Source organism: Serratia sp. KH_031 (assembly GCF_057839655.1).
Map to the genome: position 1 here is coordinate 1,926,125 of NZ_CM174496.1, position 13,129 is coordinate 1,939,253.

Below are 13,129 nucleotides of genomic sequence, written 5' to 3' on the forward strand. Positions count from 1 at the left end.
TACCTCTTGCCACTAATAACAATATCGCTGATCAACAACTTTCCACAGTCTGCTAGACAAGTCACTGCTGACACTTATAATAAACACTGGTTATGTATACAGGTATTGGTTATGACGATCGATCTGTTTGAAGATGCGCTACCTGAACCTTGGCGTGAAGAGATCGTGCCCGGTGCCGTGGTGTTGCATGGTTTTGTCCGCGATCACGGTGAACCTTTGTTGGCGGCGGTGCAGAGCATTGTGGCGCAGGTGCCGTGGAAGCACTTGGTCACGCCGGGCGGTTTTACGATGTCGGTGGCGATGAGTTGGTGCGGCAATGGCTGGACCAGCGACAGTCGGGGTTATCGCTATTCCACCCGGGATTTGCGCAGTGGAAAAAACTGGCCGCCAATCCCGGATATTTTAATGGCTCTGGCAGATGAAGCCGCGCTACAGGCGGGGTTCGGTCACTTTGTGCCAGATTCTTGCTTGATCAACCGTTACGACCCGGGCAGCAAGTTGTCGTTACATCAGGATAAGGACGAACGTGATTTCAATGCGCCGATTATTTCCGTGTCGTTGGGATTACCGGCGGTATTTCAGTTTGGCGGTATGCAACGTAGCGATCGAGCGCAACGCATTCCGTTAGTGCATGGTGATGTGGTGGTATGGGGCGGCCCATCACGGCTGTGTTATCACGGTATTTTGCCAGTAAAAGAAGGTTATCATTCGTTGGTGGGATCACAGCGCATCAATATCACGCTGCGCAAGGCGCTTTGACTCCCCAACCAAGGCTGGCTAGGGAGTTGCAATTTAACGGAATGGAGGTTCGTTAAAGGTACGCAGTTTACGCGAATGCATGCGATCGCCTTCTGCTCTTAACAAGTCAATGGCGCAAATACCGATCTGTAAGTGTTCGGAAATCGCTCCTTCGTAGAAACGGTTGGCTTGCCCAGGCAGTTTGATTTCACCGTGTAGTGGCTTGTCGGAAACGCACAGCAAAGTGCCATAAGGCACGCGGAAACGATACCCTTGCGCGGCGATGGTGGCGCTCTCCATATCAACCGCGACGGCACGACTGAGGTTAAAACGCAGTGCCGAAGCGGAATAGCGTAACTCCCAGTTGCGATCGTCGGTGGTGACAACTGTACCGGTACGCAAGCGCTGTTTGACCTCTTCACCGGGCATCCCGCTGACCATTTTAGTGGCGTCATACAGGGCGCGTTGAACCTCGGCGATGCTTGGGATCGGAATATCCGGCGGCAGCACTGAATCCAACACGTGATCGTCGCGCAGATAAGCGTGTGCCAGCACGTAATCGCCAATCGACTGGCTCTCACGCAAACCACCGCAGTGCCCAATCATCAACCAAGCATGAGGTCGCAATACGGCAAGGTGGTCACAGATGGTTTTCGCGTTGGATGGCCCGACACCAATATTAATCAGCGTGATGCCCTGACCGGTGCGCGAAACCAGATGGTAGGCAGGCATCTGGTTGTTTTTCCAAGTGAGATCGGAAACCTCTCTTTCCGGATGTGGCGTTTCGGCGGTGATATAAGTGCCGCCCGCGCAGGATAACGCTTCATAAGGGCTGGCCGGATCGGCGATTTGCTCACAGGCCCAACGCACAAACTCATCGACATAACGAGTGTAGTTAGTGAACAACACGAAGGGCTGGAAATGCTCCACCGGTGTGCCGGTATAGTGGCGCAATCTTGCCAAGGAGAAATCGGCACGTAGGGCGTCAAAATGCGATAGCGGGAAGGTGTCTGTGGAGGAGTGGAACAAACCATCGGCAGTTTCATCACCAATTAGTGCCAGCTCGGTAGTTGGGAAATGCAGCGTCAATCCGGCGCTCATGGTGCGATCCAACACCAGACTAGAACCATCAATCACGTAAGGATAGGGGATCTCCTGCTGCGACGGTACCACTTCGATAATGGCACCATATTCACCGACCAGCATCGCCAGTTGATCGGCCAAATAACGGCGGAACAATTGCGGGCGGGTGATGGTGGTGGAGTAACTACCAGGATGGGTAAAGCGACCATAAGCGCGAGTACGTGGTTTACCGGGCAGGTTGCCGTCCCAAGTGACGCGCAACTGCGGGTAGACAAACAATCCGTTATGGCGCGCTGCCGCATCGGGCAATGTGCCTTGCTTGATAAACTTCTCAATGGCTTCGCGCAGCGCCAATACCGAGCTGTCGTATAAGGCTTCGAGTTGATCCAGTGCCTGTTCGGCAGTAAGGCGGGTATTCATAGCTGCTCCTTATCCTTGTGGCTGTTAGTAACAGGCTAGACGAAGATAGGGGAAAAAGCCTAGTGAAATTAGAGATCTAATTGGTAGATAGCAAAAAGCCGGTTTAAGTTTCCTTAAACCGGCTTCTTTAAATATGGCTTCTGTTGTGGTTAACATGATGCGCGATGGGTGCCGGGAGGCGTACCGAGCATAACGTCTAATGCATTCATGGCAGCATCAAGCCCTGTGCGGAGAACCGGTACGGTTGCCTGAACCCGTACCATTGATATTCCTTGAGTCAATTTTGAATTGTGACCATATTACAAATTGGTCACTCGTTGTCAATCAGGGCTCACTGAGCTAAGCTGGAAAAATGACTAAACACATAAATGTACATCCCCCAAGGGGGCCATTGGATCACAACGTCCGCGATCAGGTCGTCGACGCTGCCACAGAGCATTTCGGGCATTTTGGCTATGAGAAAACCACGGTGTCAGAACTGGCTAAATCAATAGGATTTTCAAAATCCTATATCTATAAATTTTTCGATTCGAAGCAGGCGATCGGCGAGGTGATTTGCACCAACCGGCTGGCGATGATCATGGCGATTGTCAATTCAGCGATTGCAGATGCCCCGTCGGCCTCCGAAAAATTGCGGCGTTTATTCCGGGCGCTGACTGAAGCCGGCAGTGATTTGTTTTTTCACGATCGCAAGCTTTACGACATTGCTGCCGTCGCGGCGCGGGATAAGTGGCCCTCGGCAGAGGCTCATGAAGAACGGCTGCGACAACTGATCGAGCAAATCATTGTCGAAGGGCGGCAGACGGGGGAGTTTGAACGGAAAACGCCGCTGGATGAGGCTGCACATGCGATATATCTGGTCATGCGGCCTTACATCAGTCCGGTGCAGTTGCAATATAATCTGGAAACGGCATCGGCAGCTGCGGCGCTCCTGTCCTCACTGATACTGAGAAGTCTGTCACCTTGAGATTTGTGACTATTGACATTATTGGTCACTAGTCTGAGAATGCGGTTACTGTCCTGTTGAATCAATTAAGGGAACCCATGCTCAGGCTTAATCCTGCCACTTTTGCTGTTTGCCTGTTGCCGCTTGCCCTTGTGGCCTGCGGTGACTCTTCCGGTACCGACGATCCCCGTACTCAGTCTCCTCTGGTCAGGTCTGCAACCGTGGTGAGTGCTGTCGATACCTCCCGCGCATTTACCGGCGTTGTTGTCGCCCGGGTCCAAAGCGACCTTGGTTTTAGAGTGCAGGGCAAAATCCTTGAACGTTTGGTCGATACTGGCCAGACCGTTAAACGCGGTCAGCCATTGATGCGCCTGGATCCGGTTGACCTGAGCCTGCAGGCTCAGGCTCAGCAACAGGCCGTCGCGGCGGCACGGGCCCGTGCAAAACAAACGACGGGTGACGAGGCGCGATACCGCGGTCTGGTCACTGCAGGCGCAGTGTCGGCATCGGCCTACGATCAGATAAAGGCCGCCGCCGATACGGCCAAAGCTGAACTCATTGCGGCTCAGGCACAGGCCAATGTGGCGCAAAACGCCACGGGCTACGCCGTGCTGCTGGCCGACGCTGACGGTGTGGTTATGGATACGCTGGCTGAACCCGGTCAGGTTGTCAGTGCCGGTCAGCCAGTGGTCCGGCTGGCCAGATCAGGGCAGAGGGAGGCCATCGTGCAGTTGCCCGAGACGTTACGCCCGGCTGCCGGAAGCGAGGCTGAGGCAAAGTTGTACGGCACCGGTAAGCAGACAGTCCCTGCGAAACTGCGCCTCCTTTCTGATGCGGCGGATCCGGTGACACGCACCTTCGAGGCGAGATATGTCCTTGAGGGGACACTGGCGAATGCTCCGCTGGGATCCACCGTTACGCTCCATATTGCAGACGATAAATTACCGGAGCAGGTGATGCAGGTGCCTTTAGCTGCTATCTATGATCCTGGCAAAGGGCCGGGTGTCTGGGTGATTTCGGGTAACCCCGCCAAAGTGTCATGGCGGTCCGTGCAGGTGCAGGGATTAGGTGACGATGCGGCGAGGGTGACTGGTTCCCTTAAGCCGGGAGAGCTGGTGGTCGCTCTGGGGGCGCATCTGCTGCATGACGGTGAGGCTGTACGCATGGCTGAACAAAGCGACCCCGCGCCGTCGGGAGCCAGCCATGAGTGAGGTGAGATTCAATCTTTCAGCGCTCGCCGTGCGTGAGCGCTCAATCACACTGTTCCTTATTATCCTGATTACCGTGGCCGGTATTCTTTCATTTTTCGAACTGGGGAGGGCTGAAGATCCCCCTTTTACCGTCAAGCAGATGACGATTATTTCTGCCTGGCCGGGAGCCACAGCGCAGGAAATGCAGGATCAGGTGGCTGAACCGCTTGAAAAGCGTATGCAGGAGCTGAAGTGGTATGACCGTAGCGAGACGTACACGCGTCCCGGTCTGGCTTTTACCATGCTGTCCTTGCAGGACAGCACGCCGCCTTCACAGGTGCAGGAAGAATTCTATCAGGCGCGTAAGAAGCTGGGTGATGAGACCAAAAACCTGCCGGCAGGCGTTATCGGGCCAATGGTCAATGATGAATTCGCCGATGTGACCTTTGCGCTCTTTGCGCTGAAGGCGAAAGGAGAGCCGCAGCGACTGCTGGTTCGCGATGCGGAATCTTTGCGTCAGCGAGTTTTGCATGTGCCCGGCGTCAAGAAAGTCAATATCATCGGCGAACAGGCTGAACGCATCTTTGTCTCGTTCTCGCATGACCGGCTGGCCACGCTGGGCATTTCGCCTCAGGATATTTTCTCCGCCCTCAACAGCCAGAATGTACTGACGCCCGCCGGTTCGATTGATACCCAAGGGCCGCAGGTCTTTATCCGCCTTGATGGCGCTTTCGATAAGCTGGAGAAAATCCGCAAAACACCCGTTGTCGTTCAGGGCAGAACCCTGCAGCTTTCTGACGTGGCAAGTGTTGAACGGGGCTATGAAGATCCGGCGACCTTCCTGATCCGCAATCAGGGTGAACCGGCGCTGCTGCTGGGCATCGTTATGCGGGACGGCTGGAACGGCCTGGATTTGGGTAAGGCGCTGGATGCGGAAACGGCCAACATCAATGAGGGTATGCCGCTGGGCATGACGTTGACCAAAGTCACGGATCAGTCAGTCAACATCAGCTCCGCCGTTGATGAGTTCATGATCAAATTCTTTGTCGCGCTGCTGGTGGTGATGGTGGTGTGCTTCGTCAGTATGGGATGGCGCGTGGGCGTTGTCGTTGCGGCGGCGGTACCGCTGACGTTGGCTATTGTCTTCGTGGTGATGGAGGCTTCCGGCAAAAACTTTGATCGTATCACCCTGGGCTCGCTGATCCTTGCGCTCGGGTTGCTGGTCGATGATGCCATCATCGCCATCGAGATGATGGTGGTGAAAATGGAAGAGGGCTACGACCGAATCAAAGCCTCGGCCTATGCCTGGAGCCACACGGCGGCACCGATGCTCGCCGGCACGCTAGTCACCGCCGTCGGTTTTATGCCCAACGGTTTTGCGCAGTCCACCGCCGGTGAATACACCAGCAACATGTTCTGGATTGTCGGTATTGCCCTGATTGCTTCCTGGATCGTAGCGGTGGTGTTTACGCCTTATCTGGGCGTAAAAATGCTGCCGAAAATCAAAACGGTGGAGGGAGGCCATGCGGCCATCTACGACACCCGCCATTACAACCGCTTTCGCCGGGTACTGACCCGCGTTATCGCGCGAAAATGGATAGTGGCCGGCACCGTTATTACCGTCTTTACTGTTGCTATTCTCGGCATGGGGCTGGTGAAAAAACAGTTTTTCCCTACATCCGACCGCCCGGAGGTACTGGTTGAAGTGCAGATGCCTTATGGCACCGCGATTGAGCAGACCAGCGCCACCACGGCGAAAATTGAAGCCTGGCTGAGAAAGCAGAAAGAAGCAAAAATCATTACGTCCTACATCGGGCAAGGGTCGCCGCGTTTTTATCTGGCCATGGCACCCGAGCTTCCCGATCCGTCGTTTGCAAAAATTGTCGTACTGACGGACAGTCAGGAAGCGCGCGAGACACTCAAGTTCAGACTGCGTGAAGCGGTTGCCGGCGGCCTGGCTCCTGAGGCGCGTGTGCGTGTGACACAGCTGGTGTTTGGTCCGTATTCACCTTATCCGGTGGCCTACCGCGTTATAGGGCCGGATCCCACCAGGCTGCGCGAAATTGCAGACAAAGTCGAAAAAGTGATGCAGGCCAGCCCGATGATGAGGACCGTCAACACCGACTGGGGTCCGCGGGTGCCAGCACTGCATTTCACTCTCAATCAGGATCGTCTTCAGGCGGTGGGGCTGACATCAAATGCGGTCGCGCAGCAGCTTCAGTTCCTGCTTTCAGGCGTTCCTATCACCGCAGTGCGTGAAGACATCCGTTCGGTGCAGGTCATGGGGCGCGCGGCGGGGGATATCCGACTCGATCCGGCAAAAATAGCGGGCTTTACCTTAGTAGGGTCTTCCGGCCAGCGCATTCCGCTGTCGCAGATAGGGGAGGTTGAGGTGCAAATGGAAGATCCTGTTCTGCGCCGTCGCGATCGTACGCCGACCATTACCGTGCGGGGAGACATTGCCGAAAATCTGCAACCGCCGGACGTGTCCACGGCAGTTATGAAAGAGCTACAGTCTGTGATTGATACGCTTCCGGCAGGTTACCGCATTGAGCAGGCCGGGCCGATTGAAGAATCCGCGAAAGCGACCAAAGCAATGGCACCGTTGTTCCCTATCATGATCGCCATGACGCTGTTGATTATTATCCTGCAGGTGCGGTCGATGTCGGCGATGGTGATGGTATTCCTCACTGCGCCGCTGGGGCTTATTGGGGTGGTGCCAACGCTGCTTGTGTTTAACCAGCCGTTTGGCATCAATGCTCTGGTAGGACTGATTGCGCTGTCGGGCATCCTGATGCGTAACACCCTGATCTTGATAGGGCAGATCCATCACAACGAACAGGAAGGGCTGGCGCCATTCCATGCGGTGGTGGAGGCAACGGTGCAACGAGCCCGGCCGGTGTTGCTGACGGCGATGGCCGCCATTTTGGCGTTTATCCCACTGACGCACTCGGTGTTTTGGGGAACGCTGGCCTATACCCTGATTGGCGGAACCTTTGGTGGCACTATCATCACGCTGGTGTTCCTGCCTGCCATGTATGCCATCTGGTTCAAGATACGTCCTGTCAATACGCAGCAGAATGAAAAGCCGGCATTAACGTAAGCCTGCCCGGAGTCAATGACTGAAGCGTATTGTTTCCGTTTAGTCTCACCGCAGATCATTGTCACAGGGCGATGGTCTGTGGTTTTCCTGTATCCGTCGCAGTTCTGGCTCGTGCCATTGCGCACGATTTGTTCGAGGGTGAAACACTGACACGTGCACTATCCCTTACCATGATCGCAACGGCTGCCTAGCACATTCAATCTTTATGGTCATCCTGACTGCAAAGGCGTGTGCGGCACACATCCAGAATTTCATCAGCCAGAGCAGAATTATCCGGGCAAGCACGAGATAGCACCAGGGCACCGACAAGATGCGTAATGGTATCTATCAGGTCAGCGCGCGTTTCATTGTCATTTCCCAAAACTGCCAGCTGACGTTCAATCCCGGCCGCAAATGTCATCTTGATTGACTCAGACTGACGGGCTGTATCGGTGCCCAGTGCCGACATCACACAACCTTTTCCCATATCATCGCGATGTTGTCGGGAGAGGTAGTATTGAATAAATTTTTCCCGGCTCACACCTGCCGTGCTTTCTGCGGATCGCGTAAAACCGCAGCTCATTGCCTCCGCCATCAGATCAGCCTTAGAGCCAAAGTGCTTGTAGAACCCTCCGTGGGTTAAACCTGCCGCTGACATCAGTTCCGCGACGCCCACACCATCATAGCCGCGCTCACGAAAAAGTTCTGAGGCCGTTTCAACAATGCGGATTCGGTTTTCCCGAACCTGCTCTTTCGACACTTTCATGTTTTCAATCCTCTCAAAATATAAGGCTAAGTATACATTGATGATGATCATAATCAAAACAATTGACTTTAATGATGATAATCATCATCATTAAGTTGAGACTTCAACCACCATCAAGCCGAGGGAATAAACATGGCGAACCGACAGCTATTTCAACCCTATGATCTTGGGACAATAACGCTTGCCAACCATATCGTGATGGCACCGCTGATGCGTAACCGTGCCGGAGCAGGTCTGGTTCCCGGCGAACTGGCGGCGACCTATTACGCCCAGCGTGCCACCGCAGGATTGCTGATTACCGAAGCCACTCAGATCTCAGAACAGGCGCAGGGCTATCAGGATACGCCAGGGATCTACCCGCCGCTAACTGAGACCAACAAGTAAAGCATCGTTGTCACCGTTATATACACGTCGCACATTGCGAATTCTGTTTACACATTAATAAAGAAGATCAACTAATGACTAAAGCTTCAGTTCTTATTACAGGCGCATCCACGGGTATTGGTGCTGTTTATGCTGAACGGTTCGCCCGCCGGGGCCACGACCTAGTTCTGGTCGCGCGCGACAAAGCAAAGTTAGAGACACTTGCCGATCGTCTGCGAGAGGAAAATGGCATTTCTGTCGATGTTTTGCCTGCTGACCTCACACAAACGAGTGATTTAGCTACGGTCGAAGCTCGCCTGCGTGAAGACACGCAGATTGGCATTCTTATCAATAATGCGGGTATCGCGCAGTCCGGCAGTTTTACAGAGCAGACGCCTGATTCGATAGAAAGCCTTATCGCGCTTAACGTCACCGCCCTGACGAGACTTGCCAGTGCGGTGGCACCACGATTTGTAAAAGCTGGCGAAGGCTCGATCGTCAACATCAGTTCCATCGTCGGACTCGCCCCGGAATTTGCCATGACGGTTTACGGTGCAACCAAAGCCTTTGTCCTTTTCTTGTCTCAGGGAATGAATGTCGAGCTGTCATCTAAGGGCGTTTATATCCAGGCGGTACTTCCTGCCGGCACTTATACGGAAATCTGGGAGCGTGCGGGTATCGATATCAGTAACTCGGCAAAATTCATGGAAGTGGGAGGGTTAGTGGATGCAGCGCTGGTGGGCTTTGATCGCCGTGAACTCGTCACCATCCCGCCTTTACATAATGCAGCCCGCTGGGACACCCTCGATGCTTCGCGTCAGGCTCTGCTTTCAGACATCAAACAAGATGAAGTCGCAGAGCGATATAAAGCAATTTAGTCAATGAGTTGCACTCGGCAGAACGGTCTTTTGGCTGCTATGCAGTATTCTGGTGAACAATGCGGGCTTCGGGGGCGCTCCGGCGGCGGCGGAAGAAAGTTCTATCGAGCTATTCTTCGGGATTGCCTTTCACTCAGCAACAGATCCGCAAGAATGTCACTGACAAATACGGCAAGGTAAACAACAAATGAAGACTAAGACGATGAAAGCGTTTACGTTTAAACGCTATGGTAAATCCCCTGAGCTGGGATTCGATAACATCGATTATCCTACCCCCGATGCTGATGAAATCCTGGTTAAAGTTTACGCTGTGGGTCTGAACCCGATTGATAACATGATCCCAACTGGAATATTTAAGCCTATTTTGCATTTTAAGCTCCCCGCAACATTGGGCAGTGACTTGTCCGGGGTTGTTGTTGCCGTGGGGAGTCGCGTGACGCGTTTTACACCAGGCGACGAAATATTCGCCAGCATATTCGACAGGGGAACGGGATCTCTTGCCGAATTTGCATTGATGCCTGAAAGTGCTGCGGCTATGAAACCCGCAAATCTGGATTTCGTGCAGGCAGCGTCGCTACCGATGGTGAGTCTCACGTCCTGGCAAGCGCTGGTAGAGCGGGCCGGGCTACAGCCGGGTCAGAAGGTTTTCATTCCCGCAGGTTCTGGGGGGATTGGCAGTTTTGCAATCCAGCTGGCGAAGCACCTTGGTGCAAAAGTGGGAACGACAACGAGTTCAGGCAACATCGAGTGGGTGAGTCGTCTTGGCGCAGACTTAGTGGTTGATTATAAGAAACAAGAATTTGAAACGGTGTTGAGCGGCTACGATATTGTTCTCGGCACTGTCAGAGGTGATGCGATTGAAAAATCCACCCAAATCCTCAAGTCGGGTGGAAAGATTGTTTCTCTCACCGGGCCGTTAGATGCCGCGTTCGCACGGGCCCGGGGATTGAACTTCTTACTGCGTTTTGTGTTCGGGCTGATGAGCCGCAAGATTATGCGTCTTACGAAAAAAAAGGGCCTGACCTATTCATTTCTCTTTGTCCGTCCTGATGGCAACCAACTCACCCAAATCGGCAAACTCATAGAAGCGGAAAAACTCAAGCCAGTGATCGACAAGGTATTTCCTTTTGCAGAGGCAAAGGATGCTCTTGCCTATCTTGCTCAAGGACATGCGAAAGGAAAAGTGGCTGTTAAGATGCAGGAGCCATAACAAGTAAAATGTGAATCTGTGTGTCACTCAGGATCTCGATGCCCTAGCAGGTCGATAAAATGGGAACTTTGAGTTTTGTGACGGGCAGGTACCCGATTTTCGGGAAGATATGATTGTTCATGCTGGCAAGCAGACGGGCAGAGTGGTTCTCTGACCAGGTTCGATTGCTTTTATGCCAGTGGTGGTCACTCCATAATCGAACTGAAATGACCCCAAATCAGACCACCAGTATTGCCCGATGCTGAGGGGGAAATGAAAATGTATCGGGAAGATTTTTCGCGCTAACTTATTGAGTCTAAATCACATAAGGATTCGCAAAGAGGCATGAAAACAAGAATATGGCTCCTCTGACTGGACTCGAACCAGTGACATACGGATTAACAGTCCGCCGTTCTACCGACTGAACTACAGAGGAATCGTGTGAACGGGGCGAATAATAGCGAGGTGCGCATGGCTTGTAAAGCAAGAAAATCGCTGTGGATTTTGTTTGCTATAAGATTAGCCAACTTGCTGCTTTTTATCGCTTTTATTGGCTAACTATTTGCGCCTATCTCTACCCATTAACGTCCCCCTAATTGCCTGATTTTGGTGCGCTGCTCTTAGATTGTGCGAAGCTGGATACGAGCGGAAAGCGGCTTTACCATCATTTTTTCTTATTTTTCTGGCAATTACCTTTGATAGATCGAGGGGTAGGGCTGTGGCCTGAATCTTGCTTTCTTAAGTCATCAGTCAATGAGTCTCTGAGGAAGCAAGATGAACATCAGACGTCTTAAGTATTTTGTGAAAATCGTTGATGTCGGCAGTTTAACGCGAGCAGCGGAAGCGTTGCACATCGCCCAACCCGCGCTGAGCCAGCAGGTTGCTACGTTGGAGGGGGAATTGAATCAGCAATTGTTAATCCGTTCTAAGCGTGGCGTGATACCCACCGAGGCGGGTTATATCTTGTATCTTCATGCGCAAACTATTTTGCGTCAGTGTGAGTCGGCGCAGGATGCGGTGAGTCGAGTCGGGCAATTTTCCCGCGTTATGCCAACCGTTGTCGCTGTTGCTCAAGGAGGGTGATAAAACTTTGTGTCACTGCGTCTAGTTGTAAAGCATCGAGATAGCAAAAAGCCGGTTTAAGTTTCCTTAAACCGGCTTTTCTAAATATGGCTCCTCTGACTGGACTCGAACCAGTGACATACGGATTAACAGTCCGCCGTTCTACCGACTGAACTACAGAGGAATCGTGTGAACGGGGCGCATCATATCCAGCAGCCTGTAACCTGTCAACGCTAAATTACCCAATCGAGTTTGACTGCTCAGCATATAGACAAAGTTGACAACGGGTTACTGATTTTCTGCGTGGCTATCGGATTGCCAACGTTGCAAGCGAGCCAAAGTGTCTTGCTTATAGAAACGTTGAAAGTGCTGGTATAACGCAGGGAAACGGTTAGAGAGTAGCTCTGGAGCGCTGAAAAAATACTCCGATAACACGGCAAAACATTCAACAGGGTCGCTGGCGGCGTAGGCATCAATACTGGCCACCTCTTCGCCGACCATATCGATCTCGTCTTGAATATCTTCCATTGCGGCATGGAGGTCGCGTTCCCAATTAACGATGTCGCGCAGTGGTATTGGTGGAACACCGGTAGCGGTGCCGCCATTTCGCATATCTAACTTATGTGCTGCTTCGTGAATGATTAGATTAAAACCTGAGAGATCGAAAGAGTCCTGCACATCTTGCCAGTTTAAAACAATCGGCCCCTGTTCCCAGCTCTGGCCTGATTGTACAACCGGGCCAGAGTGCACCAAGCCAATATCATCTTGCCAATCTTCTTCAACCACAAAGGGTGATGGATATAGCAGAATTTCATTGAAGCCATCCAAACATTCAACGCCCAGTTTCATAACCGGTAAAGCAAACAGTAAAGCAATGCGTGCTTGCATTAGCGATGTGAGTTCTAACCCTTGAAGTGGTACAAGTCGCTTGAGTTGCAAAAATTGACTAGCAACGTGCACTAACTGCTGCTGCTCTTGTTCATCTAGCGGAGAGAGTAGGGGAATAGCTAACGCATCTTGCCATTGAGCAAGCCTTTCCTCTTGAGTTTGATTTGCTTTCCACGGCCATTTAATCATCACATTGCTCGTCGTTTGAACATAGGCTGGGGCATAACATTAAAAATGCCGCAAAGAGCGGCACGATAGCAAGTAGTTCGAGGAGATTGCGTGGAATCGTGGAACAGAACTACCTCGAAAACTACGGAAGAGCCAACCCTTTGGAGTTAAGAAATCTCCACGCCATTATTCAATCACTTAGATACATTCCTTGCAACGATCGCGCTCACACATCTTTCGCTCATTAAATTGCCTCCGGGAAATCTCGGCCTTTATGGGGTTAGTTCATTTACTGCGGGGAGCCGCCAACATTGGAAATGATGCTTTGCCTGTGAGGGCTGTTTCTACGATTTTTT

General features: G+C 52.4%; 9 protein-coding genes, 2 tRNA genes and 3 pseudogenes. 8 read left to right on the forward strand and 6 right to left on the reverse strand.

Features of this window, described 5'->3' with window-relative positions; all coding sequences use genetic code 11:
• Nucleotides 1-111: 111 nt before the first annotated feature.
• Nucleotides 112-759, forward strand: a complete 648-nt coding sequence (gene alkB / locus AC3ISQ_RS08595) for a DNA oxidative demethylase AlkB (protein ID WP_489352319.1) — start codon at nucleotides 112-114, stop codon at nucleotides 757-759.
• Nucleotides 760-792: 33 nt separating this feature from the next.
• Here the strand turns inward: alkB and AC3ISQ_RS08600 are convergent, their stop codons facing one another.
• Nucleotides 793-2,241 (reverse strand): AMP nucleosidase, encoded by a 1,449-nt coding sequence (locus tag AC3ISQ_RS08600; RefSeq protein WP_489352321.1) that lies wholly within the window; start codon nucleotides 2,239-2,241, stop codon nucleotides 793-795.
• A gap of 352 nt (nucleotides 2,242-2,593) precedes the next feature.
• On the opposite strand from AC3ISQ_RS08600, the gene AC3ISQ_RS08605 reads away from it, so the two are divergent.
• The 3 genes from AC3ISQ_RS08605 (at nucleotide 2,594) to AC3ISQ_RS08615 (ending at nucleotide 7,480) form a co-directional block, all read left to right on the forward strand.
• Nucleotides 2,594-3,208, forward strand: a complete 615-nt coding sequence (locus tag AC3ISQ_RS08605; RefSeq protein ID WP_489352323.1) for a TetR/AcrR family transcriptional regulator — start codon at nucleotides 2,594-2,596, stop codon at nucleotides 3,206-3,208.
• Nucleotides 3,209-3,285: 77 nt separating this feature from the next.
• Nucleotides 3,286-4,398: an efflux RND transporter periplasmic adaptor subunit gene (locus tag AC3ISQ_RS08610; protein WP_489352325.1), complete on the forward strand. Its 1,113-nt coding sequence runs from the start codon at nucleotides 3,286-3,288 to the stop codon at nucleotides 4,396-4,398.
• Nucleotides 4,391-7,480, forward strand: a complete 3,090-nt coding sequence (locus tag AC3ISQ_RS08615; protein WP_489352326.1) for an efflux RND transporter permease subunit — start codon at nucleotides 4,391-4,393, stop codon at nucleotides 7,478-7,480. Before AC3ISQ_RS08610 ends, AC3ISQ_RS08615 begins: the two co-directional genes overlap by 8 nt.
• A 196-nt stretch (nucleotides 7,481-7,676) precedes the next feature.
• Here the strand turns inward: AC3ISQ_RS08615 and AC3ISQ_RS08620 are convergent, their stop codons facing one another.
• Nucleotides 7,677-8,225 carry a TetR/AcrR family transcriptional regulator gene (locus AC3ISQ_RS08620; RefSeq protein WP_489352328.1) on the reverse strand — a complete coding sequence of 183 codons (549 nt, stop codon included), beginning with the start codon at nucleotides 8,223-8,225 and terminating at the stop codon, nucleotides 7,677-7,679.
• Nucleotides 8,226-8,357: 132 nt separating this feature from the next.
• Here AC3ISQ_RS08620 and AC3ISQ_RS08625 point away from each other — a divergent pair.
• From AC3ISQ_RS08625 to AC3ISQ_RS08635, 3 genes and pseudogenes are all read left to right on the forward strand, one after another.
• A pseudogene (locus tag AC3ISQ_RS08625) lies at nucleotides 8,358-8,582 on the forward strand (oxidoreductase); the annotation flags it as partial.
• A 101-nt stretch (nucleotides 8,583-8,683) separates the two neighbouring features.
• Complete coding sequence (locus AC3ISQ_RS08630; protein ID WP_489352330.1) at nucleotides 8,684-9,466, forward strand: SDR family NAD(P)-dependent oxidoreductase; 783 nt, start codon at nucleotides 8,684-8,686, stop codon at nucleotides 9,464-9,466.
• 187 nt (nucleotides 9,467-9,653) lie between these two features.
• Entirely contained in the window at nucleotides 9,654-10,676 is a 1,023-nt protein-coding gene (locus AC3ISQ_RS08635; RefSeq protein ID WP_489352332.1) for an NADP-dependent oxidoreductase, read from the forward strand.
• A 44-nt stretch (nucleotides 10,677-10,720) separates the two neighbouring features.
• Here AC3ISQ_RS08635 and AC3ISQ_RS08640 read toward each other — a convergent pair.
• Together AC3ISQ_RS08640 and AC3ISQ_RS08645 are read right to left on the reverse strand one after the other, a co-directional pair.
• A pseudogene (locus tag AC3ISQ_RS08640) lies at nucleotides 10,721-10,854 on the reverse strand (phage integrase central domain-containing protein); the annotation flags it as partial.
• Nucleotides 10,855-11,015: 161 nt separating this feature from the next.
• A tRNA-Asn gene (locus AC3ISQ_RS08645) sits at nucleotides 11,016-11,091 on the reverse strand.
• Nucleotides 11,092-11,429: 338 nt separating this feature from the next.
• On the opposite strand from AC3ISQ_RS08645, the pseudogene AC3ISQ_RS08650 reads away from it, so the two are divergent.
• A pseudogene (locus tag AC3ISQ_RS08650) lies at nucleotides 11,430-11,699 on the forward strand (LysR family transcriptional regulator); the annotation flags it as partial.
• 126 nt (nucleotides 11,700-11,825) lie between these two features.
• On the opposite strand, the gene AC3ISQ_RS08655 reads toward AC3ISQ_RS08650, so the two are convergent.
• A tRNA-Asn gene (locus AC3ISQ_RS08655) sits at nucleotides 11,826-11,901 on the reverse strand.
• A 104-nt stretch (nucleotides 11,902-12,005) separates the two neighbouring features.
• Nucleotides 12,006-12,794, reverse strand: coding sequence for a DgsA anti-repressor MtfA (gene mtfA / locus AC3ISQ_RS08660; RefSeq protein WP_489352334.1), 789 nt, complete (start codon nucleotides 12,792-12,794; stop codon nucleotides 12,006-12,008).
• Between the last annotated feature and the right edge of the window lie 335 nt (nucleotides 12,795-13,129).

What these genes read in the sequence shown, in the direction of transcription:
- AC3ISQ_RS08610 (WP_489352325.1), top strand. Translation starts at nt 3,286, where the DNA reads ATGCTCAGGCTTAATCCTGCCACTTTTGCTGTTTGCCTGTTGCCGCTT.
- AC3ISQ_RS08615 (WP_489352326.1), top strand. Translation starts at nt 4,391, where the DNA reads ATGAGTGAGGTGAGATTCAATCTTTCAGCGCTCGCCGTGCGTGAGCGC.
- AC3ISQ_RS08630 (WP_489352330.1), top strand. Translation starts at nt 8,684, where the DNA reads ATGACTAAAGCTTCAGTTCTTATTACAGGCGCATCCACGGGTATTGGT.
- mtfA (WP_489352334.1), bottom strand. Translation starts at nt 12,794, where the DNA reads ATGATTAAATGGCCGTGGAAAGCAAATCAAACTCAAGAGGAAAGGCTT.
- alkB (WP_489352319.1), top strand. Translation starts at nt 112, where the DNA reads ATGACGATCGATCTGTTTGAAGATGCGCTACCTGAACCTTGGCGTGAA.
- AC3ISQ_RS08600 (WP_489352321.1), bottom strand. Translation starts at nt 2,241, where the DNA reads ATGAATACCCGCCTTACTGCCGAACAGGCACTGGATCAACTCGAAGCC.
- AC3ISQ_RS08635 (WP_489352332.1), top strand. Translation starts at nt 9,654, where the DNA reads ATGAAGACTAAGACGATGAAAGCGTTTACGTTTAAACGCTATGGTAAA.
- AC3ISQ_RS08605 (WP_489352323.1), top strand. Translation starts at nt 2,594, where the DNA reads ATGACTAAACACATAAATGTACATCCCCCAAGGGGGCCATTGGATCAC.
- AC3ISQ_RS08620 (WP_489352328.1), bottom strand. Translation starts at nt 8,225, where the DNA reads ATGAAAGTGTCGAAAGAGCAGGTTCGGGAAAACCGAATCCGCATTGTT.